Source organism: Deltaproteobacteria bacterium, assembly GCA_016208165.1.
Classification (GTDB): Bacteria; Desulfobacterota; Desulfarculia; order JACQYL01; family JACQYL01; genus JACQYL01.
This window is the reverse complement of record JACQYL010000025.1, coordinates 1-22,481: the sequence shown is the minus strand read 5'-3', so window position 1 is coordinate 22,481 and position 22,481 is coordinate 1. Positions and strand designations below refer to the sequence as shown.

Genomic DNA, 22,481 nt, shown 5'->3' with positions numbered 1-22,481 from the left:
TTCAAGGAAATCAGTGAAGCTTACGCCGTATTGAGCGATTCCAAGAAGCGTCAGCAATACGATACATTCGGCGATTCCGGGTTTCACCAGAGATTCACACAAGAGGACATCTTTCGGGGATCCGACCTTCATGAGATCTTCAAAGAATTCGGTTTTGGGTCAGGGGAGATGTTCAGCCGTATTTTCGGTGGGGCGAGAGGAACCGGAGGATTCAAGACCTATTACACCGGTTCAGGCGGAGGCGGTTTCGGGTTCGAGGACCTGTTTAAAGGGGCGGCCGGGGCGCAGCGAGGATCTCACCAAGAGCCACCCGCCAAAGGACCGGACCTGCTCTATGAGCTTCCACTCACGCTCGAAGAGATTGTGGACGGTGGGTCCAAGGTCATATCGTACCGTCGTAGAGACGGTTCTTCCGAGCGTGTTTCAGTCAAGATTCCCGCCGGAATTGAGGAAGGCAAGAAACTTCGCGTTCCGGGAAAGGGAGAGCCTTCCTCCAACGGAGGCCCTGCAGGCGACCTATACATAAAGATCAAAGTCGCTCCCCACATGGTTTTTGAGCGGAGCGGCCAGGATCTTATCCTGAGACAGGAAATTCCGTTCAGTCTGGCCGCACTCGGCGGATCCATTTCCATACCCACTCTATCCGGAAAAACCGTTAAACTTCGAGTGCCTGCAGGTACTATGTCCCACACGAGACTCAGATTAAAAGGCCACGGGCTTCCTGCCATGGGAAGTGGGGGCATGGGTGACCAATACGTTCAAGTCCTGATTTCAGTCCCCAAGAAACTCAAACGAGAACAGAAAAAACTCATCCAGTCGCTGGCGGAACAGGGGCTTTAAAGACCGGCGCCCGAAGGCTCTCAGTCAGGCTGAATCAGGGAATACTTCCCCGACGCGACGGAGGGCTACCCTTTCTGTTCCGGTGGCATCGGATCTGAGACGTCATGGATGCGTCCGGTCCCAACCTCATTGAATCTCGTCTGAAAGAAGCCGCCGCTGACCTGAGGCATCTGTTGGATAGAGGTTATCCCAAGTCCGCGGCCCTTACCCTCGTCGGTAACCGATACCATTTGGAGAGCGATCTCCGCCATCTCGTTCATCGCGCCGTCTTTTCCACAGCGGAAGCCCGGACTCGGCGATCCCGATTGCTGGCCTTCGAACAGCTGAAAGGCCGACGATTGTCTGTTGACGGATTCAATGTGTTGATCACCTTGGAATCGGCCTTATCGGATCGCCCCATCATACTGGCGGATGATGGTGTGGTACGGGATACCGCGGGGCTTTTTTCGAAATACCTTTTGGATGACGAGCCCGGCGGGCCGTCGAATCGAGCCCTGTCACTTTTGTTGGATACCCTCGAGGAAGCCGGCCCGGAGCACTGTTTCATCGGATTTCATCAGGCCATGAGCCGCAGCGGGGAGCTTGCCGCAGGACTGCGGAATGAGATGAATCGTCGCGGAATTCCAGGTCGGGCGGAAACCTTGCGTTCCGTGGAGTCCGGGCTGCTTGTCCAGGGCGAGGTCGTGGCTACGGCGAATTCCACACTCCTGAATCGAGCCGCCGCCGCATTCGACCTGGCCGGGTATATTGTCTTCTCTAAAATAAAGAGAATTCCCCAGAGCCTTTAATGCCGGAGGGAGCGCGTGATAGAGCCGGAGCCTGCCTCGTCCCGATCGGGCGACATGAGGATCGAATCGTCTGCAATCGGCGGTTCGTGGAAATCCGATCGAACATTCGTCCATGAATTCCTCTGCAGGGTTCAGATAACGCGTCGCGAGGCAAACTGAAGCAGAACGCCTCCGGACGGGCTGCAACCCGTTCCGGAGGCGATGCGCTACAATGAGTCTGTCAGGAGCCTAAGTCCGCGCAGATGGCATAGCAAAGGGCGGGCACTGCGGGAGTTCCGCCCGGGTTGAGGTTTTGGATGACCGTTGTCCATGTGGTTGCACTCGATTTGACGCTGGATGACTGCAGGAAAAAGCCCGCCTGGCCGGGAAGCAGGCCGCCGGTGAGCACGTAATCGCCGGCCCCGCAGGGCGCCACACAGGGCAGCGCGGCCCCTCCCGGTATGGCCACTGGAATTGGAACCAAGTAGATGTTGGCGGAGCCCGCAGGACCTTGGAGTCCCTGAGCTCCCTGTGGCCCCTGAGCTCCCTGAGCTCCCTGAGCTCCCTGGACGCCCTGGGGCCCCTGATCTCCCGCATCGCCTTTGTCTCCTTTCGGCCCGGCAGGACCCTGCACTCCCTGGGCGCCGGCCGGACCCGCAGGACCCGCGGGGCCGGTCTCTCCTTGTTCCCCTTTGCCGAATCCCACGAAGGTCCGTTCCAGCGTGTACGCAATAGGGCTGCCTCCGGCCATGGCGACGGTGGCGGTGGCATTGTCCTCATCCGCGACCATCATATTTAGATGGTACCCCAGACCGCCCAGGTCGTCTTCGTCCACCACCCCGGTGGTGAAATCGGATGCCAGAAAGGCGGCGAAGTTGACGGCGTCGGGAGAGTAAATCACGATCACCGAATCGTCCGTGGTGTCGTAGGATTGCACGTAAAAGTTGACGACGGCGCCGGGCGACGTACTCCTCCAGATCCCGCCCTGGGCAAAACACGGAGCAGCGACCAGCAGAAAGAGACATACGACGGCACACATGAACCCTTTTCTCATCATGGAACACCCTCCTTCGTTTTGTAGATTACCAGTAATGGTGACGGCCGGATGGGATAGACGTGAGAACCGACCTGCACGCCTTTTCCCATATTCCAATCATAGATCAGGAATGACTTGGGACACAAGTCCAGAACATTGGGATACGACACCGGCGACTCGGCGAATAACCCCGCCCAACGACGCCTCAGATTCCCAGAGGCCTCCTGCACAGCATAATGTCGGTTGAGGGACCTTGGTTGATCGCGGCGGTAAGGATCGATTCAAGGGGATAGAGTAGGGCGCCAACGATCAGGCCCAGGATTTCGCTATTCTTGACCATACCCGCTACGAGTTTCCAGGAAACGTTGAGAAGACGACTGCGGCTGGTGACAGGTGTGTTCATCAGATAGAACAAGGGTTTTTGTCCTATAATCTTGAAACCCGCGTCGAGCAGCAGGTTCTTTATGAAAGAATCGGACCGGCAGACCTGATGCCGAGTGCGGAGGGCCTCTCCTTTCATGAAATTTTCGGACCAGATGAAATATCCCCCGGGTTTCAGCAATCCGTGTATGTTTCTCAGCGCGTTCGCGTATTTTTCATCGTCCACAATGTGAAACAACACGTCCATGGCGGACACTACGTCAAACGAGGCTTTTTCGAGTTCATGGATCCGGTTTCCTATATCGAGTCGGTGGAAAGCGTATTCAGGATACCTCAGCGAGAGATTTTCAACAGCAACCTGTGTAATGTCGACTCCCACCAACTCCTTGACGCCCAGCTTTGCCCATTGTTCCACATAGAATCCGGTCCCGGAACCGACATCCAGTACCCTCGATCGGGAGAACTCGATGCCAAGCGATCCGGCGAACCTCAGAAAACCTCTCTTTCGAACCTTGTACATCCAATGATTGAAATTTCTTCCAAGGCCGAGAAATCCAACCCCATACAGACTGAATTCACGGTTCAGTCTCTGCTCCCAATACTTTCCAGGATCAAACTGCATCAACCTTCATCCTGATGTCTTGTTCCCGTGATTCAGGCGCAGGTAGGTTACCTGGGATACGGCCACCAGCTTTCCTTCGGCGTCCAGGAGGTCCACCGCCACCGGACACAGGGTGCGGCCCAGTTTGATCACCCGGGCCCTGGCCGTCAAATCGGTGAGACAAGGCGCCAGATACCGGATGTTTAAATCCGTCGTGGTCACGGGTTCGTCGGGACCGGTCAGGGTCAATATGGCGAAAGCCGCCACGGAATCGGCCAGGGTCACGAGTATGCCGCCGTGCAGGGATCGATAGATGCCGTCGTATTCGAGGCGGCGCGGGATGGTGACTTCGCACGCGCCCTCGCTCAGGGAGACGACACGCATATCCAGCGTGCCGAATATGGGGATGCGGCTGATGCGATCGAGTATGGCCTTCTTTTCGGATTCGGAAATCATGGATGGATCTTCTCTTGATGATGAGTCGAGCACAAGCTGTTTTTTCGGAAGCGGGATCCGGTCCGGAACGATGCGCAACTCAAGTTGAAAAAGGGGTTCTTTCGAGCACCTACGGTCGTTTCAATGGAGCCTGATAGTACAATGTTGGGGCGCGGGCGTCACTCCGTTTTTATGACAGCCGGATATGCCCCTCGAGTTTCTTCGGGGTGCATTACATGAACCATAGGCCGCATCGTAGGTCAGGACTGATTTTTCTTTTGTGTGCCTTCACACAATTTGGTATTTTCAGGACAGAGGTGTACGCCTATACTTCCCTGGACGGCTTCCAACGGCCAATAGGCCTAAACGACGAGTCTCGCGTTGTTGACTATCTTCGTAAATGTCCTGAATGGATATACCGATTGGGGGGTGTAGGCAAGGGGGCTTACGGCTGCTAAGCCATACGCAGTGAGAATTTCATAAGAAGAATTATGGCTTCTTTACCGACCTCTCGATCCTTGGCCTGAATCGTGAAATCACTGACGCTCAGCTATAAACGCCAAGAAGAAAAACCTCCTTTTCTGGACTTTTTCGCCGGAAGCGGACTCGTTTGCGAAGCCTTGAAATCCTACTTCACTCCTGTTTGGGCCAACGATATATGCGATAAAAAAGCCGCCGTGTTTTGCGCAAATCATCCGAAAGAGGTTTTTAGGCTCGGTCCGATACAGGAAGTAAACGGAAAAGACTTGCCTTCGGCGGTTCTTTCATGGGGAAGCTTTCCTTGTCAGGATCTCTCACTTGCCGGGAATCAGAAAGGCATTTCGAGTTCAAGAAGCGGGCTGGTGTGGCACTGGCTCAGAGTTATGGACGAAATGGCGATTCTTCCCCCTGTGTGCGTCGCAGAAAATGTCGTAGGACTTGTGTCGTCACGAAAAGGCGATAATTATCGCAAGCTGCACGATGCTTTAGTTGAAAGAGGTTACAAAGTTGGCGCATTGATTCTCGACGCCGCCCATTGGCTCCCTCAGTCTCGCAAACGCGTGTTCGTAGTGGCCGTCTACAAAACCGTCGATTCTTCCGACATGGAAGGAATTGGGCCGGTCTGGTGTCATCCAGCCTCTGTCCGAAGGGCTGCGAAAGGTTTGGACGAATGGGTATGGTGGCGTATTCCGGAGCCTAACGCTGAAAGGTCTCGTTTGGAGCACATAATAGAGACCAATGCGCCTTGCGATGACGACGTGAAACGACGCAACAAGTTGGATCTCATACCTGCAAGACATCGCCTTATGCTCGAAGCCGCCGCCAGCAAAGGAAAGATTGTTTTTCCCGGTTACAAGAGAATTCGAGGCGGCCGCCAAGTCCTTGAATTAAGATTCGATGGGTTGGCTGGATGCTTGCGAACGCCGGAGGGCGGGAGTAGCAGACAGATTCTTGTGATTCGAGATAATGGAGGGTTTCACACCAGACTCTTAACGGTCAGGGAAACAGCTGCTCTAATGGGGGTCCCGGCAAGTTATAAGATCCCAGGTACTTACAACGACGGATATCGAGCCATGGGTGACGCAGTCGCGGTTCCTGTGGCCAGATACTTGGCTGAGAAGCTCCTTCACCCACTCGTCCAACGACTGCCCACAGGAACAAAAGAAATATTATATCGCAGATTGATGATCAACTAAAAGCCTTTGCAGACGAAAACAAGATGGCGGGCAAGGGTCCTTTGTGTGTGGCCTTGGCGGTAACTAGAGAAGCAATAGAAAAGGGCATGCCCCTCAATCCGGAAGATCTCTTGACGCCGGGCGGTGGTCAGGTGAAAGTGTTGGGGCTTGCCCCAGTGCAATCGATTCTCAAGGAATATGGGATCACGCGGGTTTTGGCGAAGGAAGGGGGGAGGACCAGTCGCGGAAGTATAAGAAATATGCGATTGTATGTTGCCTTTCTCAATAAGAGGCATGATCAATATGGGCACTCTCTGGATTTGGTCGGTGTGGAGGAGTGGTGGGTCGATCAAGTCCTCAAATTCTTCGCCGCGATGCCGTTCGTTTTGCATTACGATTCCGCCAAGTCTTCTCGATCACTGATAAGGGATCTATTGGAGCAAGCCGAAAGACGTCAAAAAGAATCTGCAGGGGCCACCGTCGTGGGAACGGTGCTTCAACACTTGGTGGGTGCTAAGCTCAGCCTCCTGATGGGAGAAACAGTAATGCATCATGGCGCCTCTGTCGCCGATGAACAGTCGGGGCGAGACGCCGATTTTTCGATCGAAGACGTAGCTGTCCATGTAACCACATCTCCAACTGAAGGCCTTATCAGAAAATGCAGAGCAAATATCGAAAACAACCTTAGGCCGCTAATTGTAACGACCAACAAAGAACTGGCGATAGGGCTTTCAAGAAACGAGAAGATTGAAGACCGTATAGATGTCTTTGAAGCCGAACAGTTTCTTGCCAGCAACCTTTACGAATTGGGTAAGTTCGCCTCGAAGGGAAGACACACGACAGCTCGACAGCTTGTGGAAGAATACAACAAAATCGTATCGAAACACGAGACCGATCCAAGTTTGATAATTAAAGTAGGTAAATGAGCGACACCTTTTCGCCTGAGAAACGCAGCTGGATCATGAGTCAGGTGCGGAGCCAAAACACCACTCCGGAGATGTTGATCAGGTCTTTGACCCATCGCCTGGGCTACAGATATCGGCTGCACAGTGAAAATCTTCCGGGAAAGCCTGATCTGGTTTTTCCATCGCGCCGCAAAGCGCTTTTTGTACATGGCTGTTTCTGGCACGGCCACGATTGTTCCAGAGGCGCAAGAATTCCAAAATCAAATTCGAAATACTGGATCAAGAAGATAGGGCGGAACAAAGAGCGCGATCAAGAAAACAAGAAGCTCCTCGAATCGCTTGGATGGAGTGTTCTGGTGTTGTGGGAATGTCAGACGAACGATTTGGATAATGTAAAAATCATCCTTGAAGACTTTCTCGGGTAGGAGCGGTTCTCTTCAGGAGTTCTAGAAAGTCCATTTAGAGAAACGCAGAAAGAGTGTGGATATATGATTTTCAATCAAAAGAGAAGATATCTTTGCACAAGGATTACACATAGCCAAAAAAAGCGAAAGGAGCCGCATGACGCAGCCCCTTGAAATGATCTGGCAGTCCCAACGGGACTCGAACCCGTGTCTTCGCCGTGAGAGGGCGATATCCTAGGCCACTAGACGATGGGACCGTTTGCCTGCAGATTTGATGCCGACCCATGATCGGCATGGAACGCTTTAACGAAAAGAGGCGGGCTTGTCAAGGCATTTCGTGCGATACGGTTGTCGGCAGGTCAACGTGTCCGGGCATTTTGACGGCTGAAATGCTCGGCTCTCGTTTTAATTATATTCCCGCATTCCCAAGCAAGAGGTTGAAGGCCGACGGCGTCCCTTCGTTCTTTATCACCAGTGGACCGGTCCGCCTGTCACGGGGATACCAAGGAAAAGAGATCGGAGCCTCCCGACATCATCTGGGCATGGGAGGCCTGTAGAAACGGCATGATGTCACGGTTGGAGGTCATGAATCCGTTCTTCTGCAGGAAGAGACGGGATTCGGGTTCAGAGCGCCAGGAGAGTTCCGGCTCGGGTTCTTTCTCGTAGGAAGGAAATCCGATCAGCTTGGTAAGCCGATTCGCGTAGTAGACCGTGGCGGAGATATGAGGATGATTCGAGTCCGACCAGGGGGAATGGTGGAAAAATACCGGGGCGATGAGTTCTTCGGGGAAATTCCACCGTCTGAGCAGCTCCGCTCCTATATGATAGTGGGTGTACCCGAGGACGTCTTTTTCGGCTTCGGAAAACCCGATCTTGTGTTGTTGAATCATCGAAATGATCTTGCGGAAGTCGTGGTGTAAATACTGATAAATCACCAGCTTCCCGATGTCATGAATCAGTCCGCCGACCAGGAGGGCCCCGTCGGGATCCTGGATGGACGTCTCCTCTCCCAGTTTTTTCGCCAGGAAGCCGCAGGCGATGGAGTGTCGCCACAAGCCTCCGACCTTGAAACCGTCGGCGTGTTTCCCCTCAAAGAGCTTGATCAGCGAAACGGCCAGCACAATGTTACGGGTTTGGTTGAGGCCAACCAGCACGATGGCCTGTCGTACGTCGGAGACCCGGCCCAGGAATCCGTAGAAGGCCGAGTTGGCGAGTTTCAGAATGGATACCGTGAGTGACGGATCTTTTTGGATCATACGGGCGATGGCGTCCACGGACACGTCTCTGTCATCGAATCGTTTCAGAACGCTCGTCGCCGCAAGGGGCAGCGTGGGAACGAGATCGATCAAATCCAATATTTTTTTTCTGCGGTCGCTGGACACGAGAATTCCCGGTTGTCAGTTATGGGGGTTCCATCCCTTCAGGCATCCCTCTCCGCCTTCTTCGCGCCGGACGTCGGGCTCAGGGAGCGATTGAAGGCAAGAGCATTTCCACTATTTCCGGCCCCTTCTTTTCCTGTTCTTCCTTAAAGGTCTGGATCATGTCGTGGGGTATCACCCTGAGAATTTCGGCCAGATTGGTCTTGTCCAGATGGCGAACGGCGTCTTGCACCATGGCGGTCATTCCCCTGTCAACAGCCGCTTCCCGGATGACATCTAGTTCCGTGCCCCGAGTGATGAGTGCTTGCATTTTCCGATCCACTATAAACATTTCGCTGACGCAACCACGACCCAGGTAGCCGCTGAACCTGCACCACAAACAGCCGGCTCCACGATGGAACCGAAATCCTTTAGGATATTGGAGGAACACCTGCGACCAGATTTCCTCGTCCGGTTGGTACTCCTCTTTGCAGTAGGGGCAGACGAAGCGGACCAGGCGTTGAGCCAGAACACCTTTCAGCGAGGCGGCGATTTCACCATAGTCCAGTCCCAAATCCTTTAACCGCACCAGGGAGCTGAAGGAGTCGTTGGTGTGCAACGTACTCAACAGCAGATGTCCGGTTTGCGCGGCGGTGAATGCTATCTGGGCCGTTTCAGCATCCCGGATTTCGCCCACCAGGATGACGTCCGGATCGAGCCTCAAAAAGGATCGTAGGAGTCTGGGAAAATTCAGACCGATTTTAGGATGGACCTGTGTCTGCATAATACCGGGGAAGTTGTATTCCACCGGGTCTTCCGCAGTGATGATTTTCAGCCCGGGATTGTAGATGTCTTGAAGGGCCGCATAGAGTGTGGTGGTCTTTCCGGAGCGCGTGGGGCCGGTGACCAAGAGCATTCCGGCGGGGTGCTGTAAGCTTTTCCTCAAGTCGCTCAGGATGGACGGCGAAATGTTGAGATCGTCCAAACGTACTCCGGACTTCCGGGAATCCAGGATTCGAATGACTACGTTTTCCGCTACGGTGGCTCTGCACGTGGCCACCCTGAAATCCAAGAGTACTTTTTCCGTGGACTTCTTGTCCATATAGGACATACGAAACGCGCCGTCCTGAGGCAGTCGTTTCTCTGCGATGTCCATGTTGGATATGATCTTGATTCTGGATACCACCGCGTGTATGTGCTCGCGCAGAGAATCGGTCAACCGGGTATCCATGGCGCTACTCAGCACACCGTCCACGCGGTATCGGAGTTTGACGCCGTCGTAATCCTGCTCGATATGGATGTCACTTGCGCCTATTTCCACTCCATGCTTGACGATCCGGTTCACAAGTTCATGGGCTTTGATATCCTGAAAGGCTTCCTTTGTGTACGTTGCTGCAAGGACGGCGTCAGGGACCTTTTCTTCAAGATCCACATCAAGGAACTCGACATCGACCATTTTCCCGGAAACGCGTTCGGGCTCGAGTTCGTGGTCGTACAGGTGCTTGAACAGATCCCGAAAGTGAAAATTCGACATCAGGACATAGCGTACGTTGTAGCCGCCGTAGTCGGCGTTTACTTCTTCTTTCAGCACGCGTGGATCGTACAGGGCTATGGTCAGCTGCTGGCCTTGGAGCCCCGCCGGTAGGACCCGGTGCTGTTTGGCGTAGACGGGCGTCATCAGGTTCCTGAGGGTTCGAAGATCGTCTTTTTCGAGCTGCAACTCTTCCAGGTCAACGGCAGGTATGTTGAATTGTTTGGCCAGAGCGTTCAGCAGTTCTTCGTCCGTAACCATGCCTTTTTGAGTGAGGTATTCACCTATGGGCACCGGGCTGCGTCCGCGTTCGCGCAGCGACTCCATGAAGCGGTCCTGCGAGATGTACCCGATCTGGACGAGCAGATCTCCGAGTCTCCTTCGTTTGTCATATTTCTCGATTACATAGTTGAGAGCCGCCACGTTGACGTGCCCCATTGCCACCAGAATTTCGCCCAGCATGCGGGCGCTGTTATTGCCCGCCACGCCGACTGCGGCCCGGATTTCGTTGGATATCAGGCCCTTTTTCAGGGCTTCCTCCATGGCTTTAGGCAGATCGTACCGGACGATCAGCTCTTCTTGCGAAACGATTCTCCTATCGACGAGCTGGTCGAGGAGCGTCCGGCCTTTGACCTTCCGCATGCGCTCGTATTCCTTCTGGTCAAGCCTTTGCTCGTCGCGAAGGCGATGCAGGAGACTATCCTCGAATCCAATGGTCTTCGCGATTCTCGAGATCTCCTTGAACGGAACGGAGTTTCGTTTCAGGATGGCCTTGCCGAGATTGTACAAATCCTGTTCCCGCTCCCTTTCCTGGACGGCCAACGCTTCCTCCAGTTGGGTACGCGTTATGAGTCTTTCACGAACGAGTAGTTCGCCAAGATTCGACTTGGCCTGCGGATTTGCAGAAGCATTGTCGGGCATTGAACTCATGAGTCTGTTTACCCTTCGGTGTTAAGGGATTCCTGATTACGACGGTAAAACGACGTTCCGAAAGGTCGGATCTACGCCGAACCAAGACCCATCGTACTATCTTTCGGAGGCAAGCTTCGATCGGAGCGCGTTTCTTTGTCTGTAAGATCTCATTGTTTAGAACGTCGCAAAGTGGATTTCAGCCGGTCTTGCCTTGCAGGTACGATGTTCATCGGAATTTGCACCAATAGGGGCCATTCATTCCAGTCAATATAAACACCCGTCATCGACGATTAACAAATCTTGACTTTTCATAAAGAAAGGAATAGCTTAAAATTTCCATTTTGGTAATACTTAATAATATCCTTGAAGTCGTTGATTCGTCAAACGATTTTGGGGCGATGGATTGAACAACGCGACAAGAGTGCGGTGCAGCGTCGTCTTTTTTCAATCTTATCACAAGGAGGTATTTTGGCTAGAGACGATTTGATTCAAACCGAAGGGCTGATTACGCGCTCTCTTGGGTTTGGCAATTTTGAGATAAAGTGTGAAGAAGGCCACGTCATTCAGGCTAAGATGGCGGGTCGGATGAAAAAACACAAAATCAAAATCATGGTGGGTGATCACGTAAAAGTGTCCATTTCACCTTACGATGTCAGCCACGGAATCATTACCTACCGACTCAAAGAGAAAACTCGCTCCGACACCGAATAGGCTCAACGTCCGAGGACGGAGAACGGCCCGCCGATTCTGTATATCCATTCAATATAGCGGCTATGCGGCGCGATCCGCAGGGAATTCTTCGGGCCTGAGAACACACTGCCTGCACGCCGAACGGAAGGTTCCCGGTCGAGAACGTCCACGAGATCTTTCGCCAATGGTATTGACGCCCCTGAAGAATGCCGGCGAGCGGCTTCGGGTTTCGTGCGAGTTAAACCTTCTTTCGAGTGATTGTTCTATATTATCAAGAAGAAGGAAAACTTAATTTCTTCATTTCTACCTCCTTACGATCCGCACGGGCATGTGCCCGTGCGGATTTTTTTATATCGGGATGCTTCCCGTCAACGTTCGATGGAGCGAATTCTGAATGGGATGGAAATCGGAAGGTAAGGAGAGGACCAGGCCATCTTCCGGGCGAACTTATCTTTTGCTTATGTAAGGGTACCAGTCGCCGGCCCGGATGTTGTCTACTTTATACACCACCGCTTCGTTGGTGGCCGTACTGTAAACGACTTTTCTGCCCATATGTCCGCCGACGTCTTGAGAACCTACGGGTATACCCTCCCTGTCCAAGATACGCTTTACCACGGACACGTTTTCGAGACCGATGTTCTGGCTTCCCGACGCTTGGGAATGGGCCCCTCCGAATATCTGAGCGACCAGGTTTTCTTGACGGCCCCCCTGTTCGAGCATGAGGGACAGCAGGACCTTTGTAGCCACGTTCCCGTACTTCGAGGTTCTTTCAGTGGGATTGTCCGTGAACGGATACAGGAAGTGGTTCATTCCCCCGAACTTGAGCTCGCGATCATACAGCGACACGGCCACGCACGAGCCCAGAACGGTGTATATTGCCGTAGGTTTCCGATATACAAAAATGTACCCCGGGCTGAGGTAATATTCGAAAACCTCAATTTCACCCGACATCAGGGTCCCTCTTGCCTTATGGTAAGCATGAGCAGCTTTTCTTCGATCATAATAAACACATTCTGTCCCTCGGTGACCGCGGACGAGGGCAGGGTGGCACGGCCGAAGGATGTCTCGGGTATGCCCATTTCAAACCCGGCATCCTCACCTATCCGGTTGATGAGATTACCTGCAATCATGTTGGTCAACTCCCGGACAGTGTCCAGGAGAGCCTCGTCATCAACCTCATCGGGTTCTATGGCCAGCAGATTAGCGGACAGCTCCGCGGCCATCCGTTTCGGGAGGAACAGATTGAGTTGGAGCCTCTGGGGACCTCCCAGAGAAATGGAACCACGTATATCGAACGTGATTTGCGGCTCTCGGAGATCCGAGTCGAGCAGCGGTTCGGGTAGCGCAAAAAACATGGTTTCCAAGACTTCAGAAGTCACATCCGTCAAAATCTTCTTCAGGGGGAGCGGCATACTCTTCTCCAACAACTTTCGTCAGGGTTTCCTTGATCTGTTCCGGAGTAAACGGCTTCTTAAGATACCCGATTGCTCCAAGGGAGAACGCCTCCTGAACCTTCTCTTCGCGGCCTTCAGTGGTGATTAGGACAACAGGAACTTTCTTAAGCACCTCATCGGCCTTCAGTGCTTTAAGAAGATCGATGCCCCCCATTTCCGGCATGTGAACATCGGTGAGAATGAGGTCCACCCAACAGTCCTGAAGCACTTGCAGCGCTTCCTGCCCATTGCCCGCCTCGTAGAGATCACCCAAGTCGAAACCGGATATCTGAAGGACCTTTTTTATGACTGAACGCATCGACTTCGAATCATCAACCACGAGTATATTTATCGGCATCTATCATCTCCCCTTAAGCGGCTTTGATCATTTCTTCCGATTTTTTCATCTCTTCTTCGAGAAGAATAAAGATGCTATGGAGGTCTCGAACACGAAGACCGAAACGATTCATGATCTCCGAATAACCCCGGTATCTGAGTCCGTCGACACCGCTCCCACCCTGTCCGGCCAGCAGGCAGATGACATTGGCCAGGTAGGTCACAGGCGTAAGGGAATCGGCCGGCGGCGCTTGTTGGGGTGTGTGATGGTACCGAATGGCCATGCAAATCCCGTCCGGAAAATTCCATCGTTCGGCGATACGAGCGCCAAGTTCCGCGTGGTCCATTCCCAATACTTTCTTTTCCGCTTCAAGAAAGCTGTAATTCTCGTCATTCGCCAGGCGGAGGATCGTTTCGATCTCGGCACGGACGAATTCGCTCAATACCAGTTTGCCCATATCGTGCAGGAGGCCTGCGGTAAAAGCGTCATGCTCGGGTCTTTCATCCACCCGCTGCTGGAGAATTTGACTCGTCAACGCGCAGGCCAGGGAATGCCGCCACAATTCCTTCCCCTCCAGGTCGTATCCTTCACTGTCTTTCTTGAAGTATCTCAGACAGCTCGAGGCCATTACCAGCTGAATCAGCTTCTTCTTACCCAACATCGAGACAGCCTGTTTGACGGATCCAACTCTGCGCGATAGGCCGAAATAGGCCGAATTGCACATGCGAAGAATTTCGGCGGTAATGGACGGGTCTAGTTCGATGACTCGAACCACCTCGTTGGAGGAGTACTCGGGATCGTTCAAAAGGATGACCACCTTTTGGGCGACCTGAGGGAAAGGAGGGAGAGAATCGATCTTCTGTATGATTCGGGTGGCGTCCGTCATAGAACCACCTCCTTCTTCCCCGATATCTTCAGCCAGGACTTTCCGTCGGACAGGCGAAGATACATGGTGCGGTTCACATTTCCACCGATGTCTTCCGCCGCGATCATGACGTTGTTACGCCAAAACAGTTTTCTGAGGGCTGCGTAATTCCGCTTCCCGATGTTGAAGTAGCCGCTCTCATCCAAGATCTGGCCGCCCCCGGCCACTTTGACCACCATTCGGCTTTTCTTGGCCCCGAGTTCATAGGCCTTCTTGAAGAGCAGCGGTATGCCGGAATCGGCAAACATATATGGTTTCTTATTGGCTTTCTCCATATCCAGCTTCATTTCGGGGAGCATGTAATGGAGCATTCCGCCTACTTTGACCTCTGGATCGTATACGGCGACGCCGATACACGAGCCTAGCGAAAAAGTCACTAAGACCTCGGAGGGGTCGTTGCTTACTCGCATATCTGCGATACCCACGATAGTCTTCATTCGTTCTCTCCGATCAATTACACTCACATCCTGAGCATTCAGGGGCCTGTGCGAGCGAAATATACAGAGCTTCCTCTGTTCAATTGAATGCAGGCGTAGTGAGCTCCTGCGTTATTCGATCCGGGTCACTACTGTGTAATTCCACAAGTCGCTGGAGATGAACGAAGCTGTCTTGCTCCATAGCCAGAAACTCAATGCCGATTCCCTCCGAGCTTTGGCGTACAACCTTGCCCTCGATGATAATGGCCTCCACAGGTTCCGGCCGGCCCAAAAGAAATGAAACCTCGCAGACGTCTCCTACTTTGAGTTTTCCCTCGTACGAAACGAGGATACCGTTCAAACTCAGGTTGACGCATCTGGCTTTTTCAGCACCAAAGCCGGCCGACCGAATTTCGACGTCCCCCGCAAAACGATCGATCCTACTTCTTTTCCTTTTTTTATCCATGAGTTCTAAGCCTATTGGGGAAAATTCTTAATGAGGCCTTGAAACGGTAGATACTGCAAGCAATAAAACGAGCAGTCGTATTAGAACACGTTTCATCAACGCGTTCAACCGATTTCGCGATGGACCGCCCGCCCGGCCGGAGCAAACTCGCAGACGTATGGGGTCCGAACAATGGCCCATCGGTTCCGGCGAAAGACGGATCTTTACAGCATCGGAGTCGTCACGTCGTCTTGGACAGCGCCACCCACGCGAGAATCGAGGGCCTCAATTCGGGCCTCGATGTCTCAAATAAACGTGCTCGTGTCTACTCGATGCCTCTGCTTTATCGGAAAGGAGACGAAGAGGGGCCGTCATCCACGGATTCGAGCCCCTTCCGCCAATCGGATGGAAATCTGTATCTGTCGGGAATGCGCACCCGTCGGTCGTGCATCATAACCCTCACAACATTGGAAGACCGATGGGCGCATTCATTCGAAACGGCGGAAGCGAATTGTAAGAAACTACATGTGATGCAATTTCTCCTGCATTTCCCTAGGGAGCTTCCAATACTCCCCGCCGTAGCAAATGCGGTCCTTTTCCACGCAAGGCGCCACCGACCTTTCAAGATCAATTACGTGTGAGCCGCTGTTTGTCTTCTTGGTCTCGTATTTCCACACACTGTTGATCCGTTTCGTGATCTGGCTGATCTGAAAAATCTGCTCAAATATCTGTTGCAGGCAGGCCCGTCTCGGACCTTTGACGTTCTCGTCGTTAAGGAGAGACTCGACCAGGCTGTACAGCGTCATCAGAGGCCGATCGATCTCGTTCGCGGTGGCTCCAGCCATTTCCAGCGCGCCTTCAAGCTTCCATCGTAGCTTTTCCTGGTCCAGGGGTTGAGATTGATTCATAACTCTTTCCTTCCTTGCGTTTGGTCCGGTATTTATTTCCATTAAGACAATCATGGCCTGGAAGATATTTCCTTCCGGCTCTTGCCGAAGGCAACACGCCTCTCATAGGAGAAGGTTCCCCGGCCTCCTCGAACGTTTTCCTCTCAAATTGTTGAACCGGTAACACGATGACATAGCAAATGTCGTTCCAACCTGTGTCGAGACTCAGACAGTTCAGGCGTTTGTCTCGTATCCTCGTCGTCGACCACCGAATCTTTCGGTGTCACCGGGCCGTGCGCAATGGAAAGGCAAAGGAAGGAAGTGAAGGGTATGGAGATGTGAAGGTTATGGGGTCTACCTACTGCGCTGACAGGGGCGTCAGGAATTCGGCGGTGCGCCGACCTGCTCTGCGTCAACGTCTTGCCGATGTGAGCGGCGCCGGCGATATCCCGGCGGGCGATCGCGGGGAAGAAGGGGGCATGGCTATAAAAAAAAGGAGGGAATGTTCCCTCCTTTTCAGATTCGTTTCGAATTGAAGCGCAGGGCTAAGACGCCGCCTCGGTCGCCTTTTCGGTCTCTTGGGGCTTCAACGAGGGGAAAGCTTTATAGGGGTCGTCCTTATATTCATAGTGACATTCACTGCATCGATACGGGACCTTGGCGCCCTGATCGACCAGACCCTTGTGGCAACCCTTGCATTGCCGGTGGAACGCCGTCCTCAACTTGACCACCTTGCCCTGGGTTTCCATCTTATGGCAGGTCACGCATTCCTCGACGGCATCCCCTTGTTTCCACACGTTCTCACCGTTTTCATACTTGTGGTGGCACCTATCACACGGCGTATTATACTTCTGCCAGTGGTTCAGGTGAGTAAACACCACAGCGGGTTTCATCCTTTCCGGTTTGAACTCGTAGTAGTCAATCTGTCCGTGGCACTCGGCGCATTTGGTCGGTGCGGCCCCTTCCTCCCCGGTGCTGTTAAGGTGGCAATCGCGACAAGATTTATGAAAGGCGTTCTTGAGGGACATGGCTTCACCCGTGTCCTCGGCCTCGTGACATTCTCCGCACTTTCTGTAGGGCTCCCCTTCACCATGGTCGTGATGGCATTCCGTACAGTCCGAAACATAGTTGTCGACATGCTTCTTATGCGTGAATTCAACGGGCGGTCGCGACGGATTTTCCGCATATACTTTGGAATGAATGTAAAAGGCGTCTTCCACCTTCTGATCCGGGGGCTCGGCCCACACTATAGTGAGCGTCAGCATTCCCATCAGGAAGCAAAGAACAACGGCCGAATAGGCTTTCATAAGAGTCTCCTCCAGTACGGCTTACGACTCGAAAAACAGGGCTATTTATGGCACACGAAACATCCGTCCGGAGCATTTCGTTCACTGTGACAATCCGCGCAGTCATCCATCTTCATACTGTCCCAAGAATGCATTGTCAGGCCGGAGATATTTCTTCCCCAGATATCGCGGCTGTAGCTTGTAATCCAGTTCTGTTCGTAAACGGGCAGTGTGTTCTCTTCCTGCTTGGGTCCGTGACAGGTTTGGCACTCGATTTTCGCCATGAGCACATGGGATGCATGGGGAAAATACACGCAAATGGGTTGGCGTGAGTAGATATGCCACGGTATTTCACGGTTCTCCGCGATGTAGGTGTTGACCAGAAGCGCTTCGTCAGGATTGTGGCTGTTGCGATTCTTGTGGCATGGGACGCAAGTCGCGGTATCCGGGATCCCCTTGAATGTTCCGTCCGGTCTGAAGCTGTGGCAACTGTCGCAAGTGAGATCTACTTGTTTACCATGCTTCAAATGGGAGAAATCCATGGGTTGAGGCTTTTCAACGTACAGCGCTCTCGGGAAAAGGAGCCATCCAACACAGAGCATAACGACCAAACCAGCCACAAATGGAATCAACTCAGCCACCGGGTTTCGGCGCTGGTGTCTAAGCGCCATAGGTTTGCCTCCTAAAAGAAAAGTTAAGATTTTTTATCTGATCGTGAAAAAAAAATCAAGCGCCTTTGTGACCTTTTCATTTAATTGTTCTTCAGAAGGTTGGCAAAGGGTGTATTGAATCCGGCGCTCTCAACTTTGGTATTCTGTCTCGGAACCTGTTTCCCCTTGCTTCCTCTCTGCTCCGCTTTCTTGTGAGAGGAGGTATTCTCCGGGAGCGGAGATTGTCTCATGCTCAAGGCGATGCGTCTCCGTTCCGGATCCACTTCCAGAACGGTCACTCTTACTGCCTGGTGGACCTTCACCACTTCGTGTGGATTTTTCACAAAACGATCGGCCAGTTGGCTGACATGAACCAGTCCGTCCTGATGGACCCCAATGTCGACAAACGCTCCAAACGCCGTGACGTTCGTTACGATACCCGGTATGGTCATGCCGGGTTCAAGGTCCTCCAACTTCTCGACTTTGTCCGAAAACGCGAATGACTCGAATCGATCACGCGGATCTCGTCCGGGCTTGGCCAATTCTTTCATAATGTCGGTGAGCGTAGGCACTCCCACGGAATCCGTTACATAGCGCGCGATCTCAATACGCTTGCGGTGTTCCTCGTTATGCAGCAGGTCTATGATCGAGCAATTCAGATCGCCGGCCATGGCCTGAACAATGGGGTAGGACTCGGGATGCACGGCGCTCCGATCCAGCGGATTGCTCCCATCCGGAATCCTCAAGAAGCCCGCGGATTGCTCGAAGGCTTTCGGTCCCAACATGGGTACGCCTTTGAGCGCTTCCCTGGAAACAAACGGTCCGTTTTTATCCCGGTAAGACACGATGTTTCTGGCCAGTCCCGGTCCTAAGCCTGATACGTAGGTGAGTATCGACGGGCTGGCCGTGTTGACATCCACCCCCACCGCGTTGACGCAGCTGATAACCACGTCGTCCAGGCTGCGCTTCAATCCCTTTTGGTCAACATCGTGCTGGTACTGCCCAACCCCGATGGATTTTGGGTCGATCTTGACCAGTTCGGACAGAGGATCCATCAAGCGGCGTCCAATGGACGCTGCTCCACGCACGGTAACATCCTTGTCCGGCATCTCCTCCCGAGCCAATTTAGACGCCGAGTACACGGATGCACCGCTCTCGTTCACCATCACGACGGCTATGTTGGCCGCGAGCCCGATACCTCTGACAAAACTCTCCGTTTCCCGCCCACCGGTGCCGTTCCCCACGGCAATGGCCTCGATGTCAAATTCCTTGCACAACCGGAGTACGGCCTTTTCAGCCTCGGACCGCTGGGCATTTGACAGGAGGGGAAAGATGGTTTCCGAATGGAGAAGTTTTCCCTGCCGGTCCAGACAAACCAGTTTACAGCCCGTGCGAAAGCCGGGATCCATGGCGAGCACGTTTTTTTGTCCCAGAGGCGGGGCCATCAAGAGCTCACGAATGTTTTCGGCGAAGACTTTGATTGCCGCTTCATCCGCCCGTTTCTTGGATTCGAGGCGAATCTCGGTTTCCATGGCCGGTCCGAGCAGTCGCTTGTAGCTGTCCTGAAGGGCCTTGCGGACCTCGTTCGACGCATCGCAATCGCCCAGAACGAACAGGCCCTCGCGAACGGCCAAGGCCTCGTCTTCAGGTGCGGCCACACGGAGGATGAGAACGTTTTCCGCGGCTCGGCGGCGCATGGCCAGCACCCGGTGCGACGGCGCGGATGCAACGGGCTCTTCCCAATCGAAATAGTCTTTGAACTTGGCGCCCTCGGTTTCTTTTCCCGCAATCACCTTGCTTCGGAAGACGCCCTTGGAAGCAAACAGGTCACGCATCCGGGACCGAGCCTTCTCATCCTCGTTGGCCAATTCGGCTACGATATCACGCGCACCCGCCAAAGCGTCTTCTACCGTCTCGACTCCTTTTTCCGGGTCGATGAAACGTGAGGCCTCGGACATCGGTTTTGTTTCCGCATCTTGGGCAAGGAGGAGCAATGCCAAGGGCTCGAGCCCTTTCTCACGGGCCATGGTGGCTCGTGTCCGGCGCTTGGGCCGGTACGGCAGATAGATATCCTCGAGCACGGACATGCTTTCCGCCCGGAGGATTTTGTCTTTCAGCTCGTCCGTCAATAGTTCCCGTTCTTTCAACGAGTTGAGAATGGATTCCCGCCGGACGTCGAGCTCTTCCAACTGCCCTAGGCGGTCGCGAATAGTCGTTATGGCCACTTCGTCCAGGGATCGGGTCGCCTCTTTTCGATATCTCGCGATGAACGGCACCGTGGCGCCTTCACCAAGCAGACCGGCTGCGGCGCGAACCTGATCGGGATCGACATCGAGTTCCTTTGCGATTACTATAAGATGCGTTTCGTTCATAAGGTCTTTTGCTTCATTTCCTTGGGGTTGGAGGATCTACGAATGCTTGTATCAAACAAAGAACGCCTTCGGATCGGAAGATATGTTCTGCTAACCCTGGAAGGTTGGACCGCTTCGCAGGTTCTCTCTTGCATGGGCTAAAAGTAGTTGACTCGTTGGTCGCTCGATCGTGTCTCGCGAGCCACGTAGACCACTTCCACCTTTCCGGGGCCTGTCAACGCGCACTGGACGGATATCCCACCCATCTCCCTTCGTGAGTACTCCGGGCCGGAGGTTGCGTCACGCATTGTGGAGAAGGAACGAGCCTTCTCCCCCCAATCCGATGGGAAGCTCATATTGCAGGCGCGACTTGCGGATGGCAAGCAAAAAAGAGCATGGTTGAAGAGGCAATCTTGGGGGAATCCCGCCGGAGTGAAACACACACGCGGGATCGAGGTCGGGTGAATCGTGCGTACGCCCTGAAGGATGAACTCGACGACGAACAGATTCGTCGGGCGTATCACAGCATATGGGCCTTTCGAGCAACGATTATTCGATCTGGAAAAACGCTTTCGAACTGGACTTACACACCGGGCACGTATCCGGGACTTGGTTCTCGACCGTGTAGCCGCATACGGCGCAAACGTAATAGTCGGCGCCCGGCAGGTTTTCCAGATCGCTTAGAACCTTCCGATAGAGTCGGGCATGGCTGCACTCGACCTCAGCCGCGAATCCCATCGTGATGGCGGCGGCTTTTTGTCCCTCTTCTTCAGCCTCCCGGATCATCGTCGGATACACGGTGGTGAATGTGTGCGTCTCTCCGGAGATGGCGTCCTCGAGGTTTTCGGCCGTGCTCTTAACCATGCCTAGGAGACGGAGGTGGGCGAGGGCGTGAATCGCTTCCGCCGCGGATGCGGCCTTGAAGAGCTTGGCCGCCTGGGTATATCCTTCCCGCTCGGCCTGTTGTGCATAGGCGAGATATTTCCGGCTGGTTTTGGATTCACCGGCAAAAGCGTCCAACAGATTCTTTTCCGTTTTCTTCATATCAACGGTCCTTTGTTATTGATCCGGAGAGGAGGCTCGGACTACGGGGTCATGGAATCGGGTCTCTGGTTTTCAAAGGTTTTTCCCGGGATCGGGTCGAGGTTCCCCGGCCCTCGGAAGGCACGACGATGGACCGGGGGGCGGTTGTTTTCTGCATAGCCCGCATCGACTATCGCTGCACATCTGACACGAGTAGCAGTCCGGGCAGTCGTGTTTTCTTGGACAAGCCGGCGTTTCCTCCGGGACGAATACTTTTCCCTGAAAACCGGGAATACGAACAAAACCCACGCCTATTCTCCTTAGCGACGTTCACCTTCGTCATGTGAAAGTGTGATAGGCAGGCATACCTTGACAGCCAAGTCCTGTTAGTACCAATAAGCCCGTTTCGGGACGCCGTCAAGCCGGCGGGAACGCATAAGGCGTTTTCAGACCGATGCTGAAAGCCGCGGTTCCGGTGATTCATGTGTTTGATTTCTCCGGGCGCTTTCTATATGAGGGATCGACCCGGAAGAGGGGAAAGTACCGTCATCGGGCCGGGATCCCACGCCGCCGGGATTTCGAAGCCTGACTTAAGAAAGAGGTTGGCTGTGATTTTGATGCTGAACCCGCCATTGGGGGCGAACGAATTAGCCGCCGCTTTCGATCTCTTTGCGAAAAACGCTCTAGAGGAATTCGAGTCCGCGTTTTCCAGGGCCATGGGGACGAAATACGCCGTGGCGTTTCCATACGGGCGCACCGCGCTGATGGCGTTATTGGAGGCCCTGGATCTGCGGCGGCGGGAAGTGCTGTGCCCGGCCTACACCTGCGCCGTGGTTCCGCACGCCATCGTGTACAGCGGCAACGAGCCCGTGTTCGTGGATTGTGAACCCGGCGGTTTCAACATGGATCTGGACCGGGCGGAAAGGCTCATTACCCGCAAAACGGGCGCTGTGATCGCCACGTCCCTTTTCGGGTACCCCGTTGACCTCGACCGCTTGGGAGCCGTGCGGGACGCCCACCCGCATCTGCACCTGATCATGGATTGCGCGCAGAGTGTGGGCGCCGTCTGGAAAGGGCGGCCCATCCACAAAGAGGGCATTGTGGCTCTCTTCGGTTTTGGCATCGGCAAGACGCTCACCTCCGTATTCGGGGGAATGATCACCACGGACGATTCGTCTGTCTACAACCGCCTCAAGCAGGTGAGATACGCGCG

The 22,481-nt window shown here is 53.7% G+C and carries 22 protein-coding genes, 1 tRNA gene and 1 pseudogene (1 of these 24 running past the window's edge); 7 read left to right on the top strand and 17 right to left on the bottom strand.

Features of this window, described 5'->3' with window-relative positions:
- Both HY788_04835 and HY788_04830 read left to right on the top strand, forming a co-directional pair.
- Window positions 1-840, top strand: a pseudogene (locus HY788_04835) (DnaJ domain-containing protein); it begins 142 nt to the left of the window's first position.
- A 104-nt stretch (window positions 841-944) separates the two neighbouring features.
- Window positions 945-1,628, top strand: a complete 684-nt coding sequence (locus HY788_04830) for a DUF434 domain-containing protein (protein ID MBI4773498.1) — start codon at window positions 945-947, stop codon at window positions 1,626-1,628.
- 220 nt (window positions 1,629-1,848) lie between these two features.
- Here the strand turns inward: HY788_04830 and HY788_04825 are convergent, their stop codons facing one another.
- From HY788_04825 to HY788_04815, 3 genes are all read right to left on the bottom strand, one after another.
- On the bottom strand, window positions 1,849-2,664 hold the full coding sequence (locus HY788_04825) for a hypothetical protein (protein MBI4773497.1): 816 nt from the start codon (window positions 2,662-2,664) through the stop codon (window positions 1,849-1,851).
- Between the two features lie 184 nt (window positions 2,665-2,848).
- Window positions 2,849-3,646: a class I SAM-dependent methyltransferase gene (locus tag HY788_04820; GenBank protein ID MBI4773496.1), complete on the bottom strand. Its 798-nt coding sequence runs from the start codon at window positions 3,644-3,646 to the stop codon at window positions 2,849-2,851.
- A gap of 6 nt (window positions 3,647-3,652) precedes the next feature.
- Window positions 3,653-4,081, bottom strand: a complete 429-nt coding sequence (locus tag HY788_04815) for a PaaI family thioesterase (GenBank protein ID MBI4773495.1) — start codon at window positions 4,079-4,081, stop codon at window positions 3,653-3,655.
- 518 nt (window positions 4,082-4,599) lie between these two features.
- Here HY788_04815 and HY788_04810 point away from each other — a divergent pair.
- The 3 genes from HY788_04810 to vsr are packed head-to-tail and all read left to right on the top strand — an operon-like array spanning window position 4,600 to window position 7,045.
- A complete protein-coding gene (locus HY788_04810; GenBank protein MBI4773494.1) occupies window positions 4,600-5,736 on the top strand; it encodes a DNA cytosine methyltransferase in 1,137 nt (378 codons plus the stop codon).
- Between the two features lie 23 nt (window positions 5,737-5,759).
- Window positions 5,760-6,641, top strand: a complete 882-nt coding sequence (locus HY788_04805; protein ID MBI4773493.1) for a DUF4928 family protein — start codon at window positions 5,760-5,762, stop codon at window positions 6,639-6,641.
- Window positions 6,638-7,045 carry a DNA mismatch endonuclease Vsr gene (gene vsr, locus HY788_04800; GenBank protein ID MBI4773492.1) on the top strand — a complete coding sequence of 136 codons (408 nt, stop codon included), beginning with the start codon at window positions 6,638-6,640 and terminating at the stop codon, window positions 7,043-7,045. Before HY788_04805 ends, vsr begins: the two co-directional genes overlap by 4 nt.
- A gap of 160 nt (window positions 7,046-7,205) precedes the next feature.
- On the opposite strand, the gene HY788_04795 is transcribed toward vsr, so the two are convergent.
- The 3 genes from HY788_04795 to tadA form a co-directional block, all read right to left on the bottom strand.
- Window positions 7,206-7,281: transfer RNA gene (locus HY788_04795), tRNA-Glu, on the bottom strand.
- Window positions 7,282-7,515: 234 nt separating this feature from the next.
- Window positions 7,516-8,406: an HDOD domain-containing protein gene (locus tag HY788_04790; protein MBI4773491.1), complete on the bottom strand. Its 891-nt coding sequence runs from the start codon at window positions 8,404-8,406 to the stop codon at window positions 7,516-7,518.
- 79 nt (window positions 8,407-8,485) lie between these two features.
- On the bottom strand, window positions 8,486-10,843 hold the full coding sequence (gene tadA / locus HY788_04785) for a Flp pilus assembly complex ATPase component TadA (protein ID MBI4773490.1): 2,358 nt from the start codon (window positions 10,841-10,843) through the stop codon (window positions 8,486-8,488).
- A gap of 450 nt (window positions 10,844-11,293) precedes the next feature.
- Between tadA and infA the strand changes: the two genes are divergently transcribed.
- On the top strand, window positions 11,294-11,536 hold the full coding sequence (gene infA, locus HY788_04780) for a translation initiation factor IF-1 (protein MBI4773489.1): 243 nt from the start codon (window positions 11,294-11,296) through the stop codon (window positions 11,534-11,536).
- Window positions 11,537-11,962: 426 nt separating this feature from the next.
- Here the strand turns inward: infA and HY788_04775 are convergent, their stop codons facing one another.
- From HY788_04775 to HY788_04725, 11 genes are all read right to left on the bottom strand, one after another.
- Window positions 11,963-12,466 carry a chemotaxis protein CheD gene (locus HY788_04775; GenBank protein MBI4773488.1) on the bottom strand — a complete coding sequence of 168 codons (504 nt, stop codon included), beginning with the start codon at window positions 12,464-12,466 and terminating at the stop codon, window positions 11,963-11,965.
- A complete protein-coding gene (locus HY788_04770) occupies window positions 12,466-12,927 on the bottom strand; it encodes a chemotaxis protein CheX (protein ID MBI4773487.1) in 462 nt (153 codons plus the stop codon). Before HY788_04770 ends, HY788_04775 begins: the two co-directional genes overlap by 1 nt.
- On the bottom strand, window positions 12,884-13,306 hold the full coding sequence (locus tag HY788_04765; GenBank protein ID MBI4773486.1) for a response regulator: 423 nt from the start codon (window positions 13,304-13,306) through the stop codon (window positions 12,884-12,886). Before HY788_04765 ends, HY788_04770 begins: the two co-directional genes overlap by 44 nt.
- Window positions 13,307-13,319: 13 nt before the next feature.
- Window positions 13,320-14,171, bottom strand: a complete 852-nt coding sequence (locus HY788_04760; GenBank protein MBI4773485.1) for an HDOD domain-containing protein — start codon at window positions 14,169-14,171, stop codon at window positions 13,320-13,322.
- Window positions 14,168-14,647 carry a chemotaxis protein CheD gene (locus tag HY788_04755; GenBank protein MBI4773484.1) on the bottom strand — a complete coding sequence of 160 codons (480 nt, stop codon included), beginning with the start codon at window positions 14,645-14,647 and terminating at the stop codon, window positions 14,168-14,170. Before HY788_04755 ends, HY788_04760 begins: the two co-directional genes overlap by 4 nt.
- Window positions 14,648-14,726: 79 nt before the next feature.
- Entirely contained in the window at window positions 14,727-15,092 is a 366-nt protein-coding gene (locus tag HY788_04750) for a PilZ domain-containing protein (protein ID MBI4773483.1), read from the bottom strand.
- 500 nt (window positions 15,093-15,592) lie between these two features.
- On the bottom strand, window positions 15,593-15,979 hold the full coding sequence (locus HY788_04745; protein MBI4773482.1) for a hypothetical protein: 387 nt from the start codon (window positions 15,977-15,979) through the stop codon (window positions 15,593-15,595).
- A 524-nt stretch (window positions 15,980-16,503) separates the two neighbouring features.
- On the bottom strand, window positions 16,504-17,265 hold the full coding sequence (locus HY788_04740) for a cytochrome c3 family protein (protein MBI4773481.1): 762 nt from the start codon (window positions 17,263-17,265) through the stop codon (window positions 16,504-16,506).
- 41 nt (window positions 17,266-17,306) lie between these two features.
- Window positions 17,307-17,915 carry a cytochrome c3 family protein gene (locus tag HY788_04735; GenBank protein ID MBI4773480.1) on the bottom strand — a complete coding sequence of 203 codons (609 nt, stop codon included), beginning with the start codon at window positions 17,913-17,915 and terminating at the stop codon, window positions 17,307-17,309.
- 80 nt (window positions 17,916-17,995) lie between these two features.
- Window positions 17,996-20,266, bottom strand: a complete 2,271-nt coding sequence (locus tag HY788_04730; GenBank protein MBI4773479.1) for an RNA-binding transcriptional accessory protein — start codon at window positions 20,264-20,266, stop codon at window positions 17,996-17,998.
- Between the two features lie 528 nt (window positions 20,267-20,794).
- On the bottom strand, window positions 20,795-21,289 hold the full coding sequence (locus HY788_04725) for a rubrerythrin family protein (protein MBI4773478.1): 495 nt from the start codon (window positions 21,287-21,289) through the stop codon (window positions 20,795-20,797).
- Window positions 21,290-21,876: 587 nt separating this feature from the next.
- Here HY788_04725 and HY788_04720 point away from each other — a divergent pair.
- Window positions 21,877-22,481 (top strand): DegT/DnrJ/EryC1/StrS family aminotransferase (locus HY788_04720; protein ID MBI4773477.1); only part of this gene is annotated, 605 nt, incomplete at its 3' end.

Bases quoted from the DNA above. Each gene is read 5' to 3' on its own strand.
- HY788_04735 (MBI4773480.1), bottom strand. From the start codon at position 17,915: ATGGCGCTTAGACACCAGCGCCGAAACCCGGTGGCTGAGTTGATTCCA.
- tadA (MBI4773490.1), bottom strand. From the start codon at position 10,843: ATGAGTTCAATGCCCGACAATGCTTCTGCAAATCCGCAGGCCAAGTCG.
- HY788_04770 (MBI4773487.1), bottom strand. From the start codon at position 12,927: ATGCCGCTCCCCCTGAAGAAGATTTTGACGGATGTGACTTCTGAAGTC.
- HY788_04820 (MBI4773496.1), bottom strand. From the start codon at position 3,646: ATGCAGTTTGATCCTGGAAAGTATTGGGAGCAGAGACTGAACCGTGAA.
- HY788_04750 (MBI4773483.1), bottom strand. From the start codon at position 15,092: ATGGATAAAAAAAGGAAAAGAAGTAGGATCGATCGTTTTGCGGGGGAC.
- HY788_04725 (MBI4773478.1), bottom strand. From the start codon at position 21,289: ATGAAGAAAACGGAAAAGAATCTGTTGGACGCTTTTGCCGGTGAATCC.
- HY788_04745 (MBI4773482.1), bottom strand. From the start codon at position 15,979: ATGAATCAATCTCAACCCCTGGACCAGGAAAAGCTACGATGGAAGCTT.
- HY788_04730 (MBI4773479.1), bottom strand. From the start codon at position 20,266: ATGAACGAAACGCATCTTATAGTAATCGCAAAGGAACTCGATGTCGAT.
- HY788_04765 (MBI4773486.1), bottom strand. From the start codon at position 13,306: ATGCCGATAAATATACTCGTGGTTGATGATTCGAAGTCGATGCGTTCA.
- HY788_04740 (MBI4773481.1), bottom strand. From the start codon at position 17,265: ATGAAAGCCTATTCGGCCGTTGTTCTTTGCTTCCTGATGGGAATGCTG.
- HY788_04760 (MBI4773485.1), bottom strand. From the start codon at position 14,171: ATGACGGACGCCACCCGAATCATACAGAAGATCGATTCTCTCCCTCCT.
- HY788_04825 (MBI4773497.1), bottom strand. From the start codon at position 2,664: ATGATGAGAAAAGGGTTCATGTGTGCCGTCGTATGTCTCTTTCTGCTG.
- HY788_04830 (MBI4773498.1), top strand. From the start codon at position 945: ATGGATGCGTCCGGTCCCAACCTCATTGAATCTCGTCTGAAAGAAGCC.
- HY788_04815 (MBI4773495.1), bottom strand. From the start codon at position 4,081: ATGATTTCCGAATCCGAAAAGAAGGCCATACTCGATCGCATCAGCCGC.
- vsr (MBI4773492.1), top strand. From the start codon at position 6,638: ATGAGCGACACCTTTTCGCCTGAGAAACGCAGCTGGATCATGAGTCAG.
- HY788_04755 (MBI4773484.1), bottom strand. From the start codon at position 14,647: ATGAAGACTATCGTGGGTATCGCAGATATGCGAGTAAGCAACGACCCC.
- HY788_04775 (MBI4773488.1), bottom strand. From the start codon at position 12,466: ATGTCGGGTGAAATTGAGGTTTTCGAATATTACCTCAGCCCGGGGTAC.
- HY788_04805 (MBI4773493.1), top strand. From the start codon at position 5,760: ATGGCGGGCAAGGGTCCTTTGTGTGTGGCCTTGGCGGTAACTAGAGAA.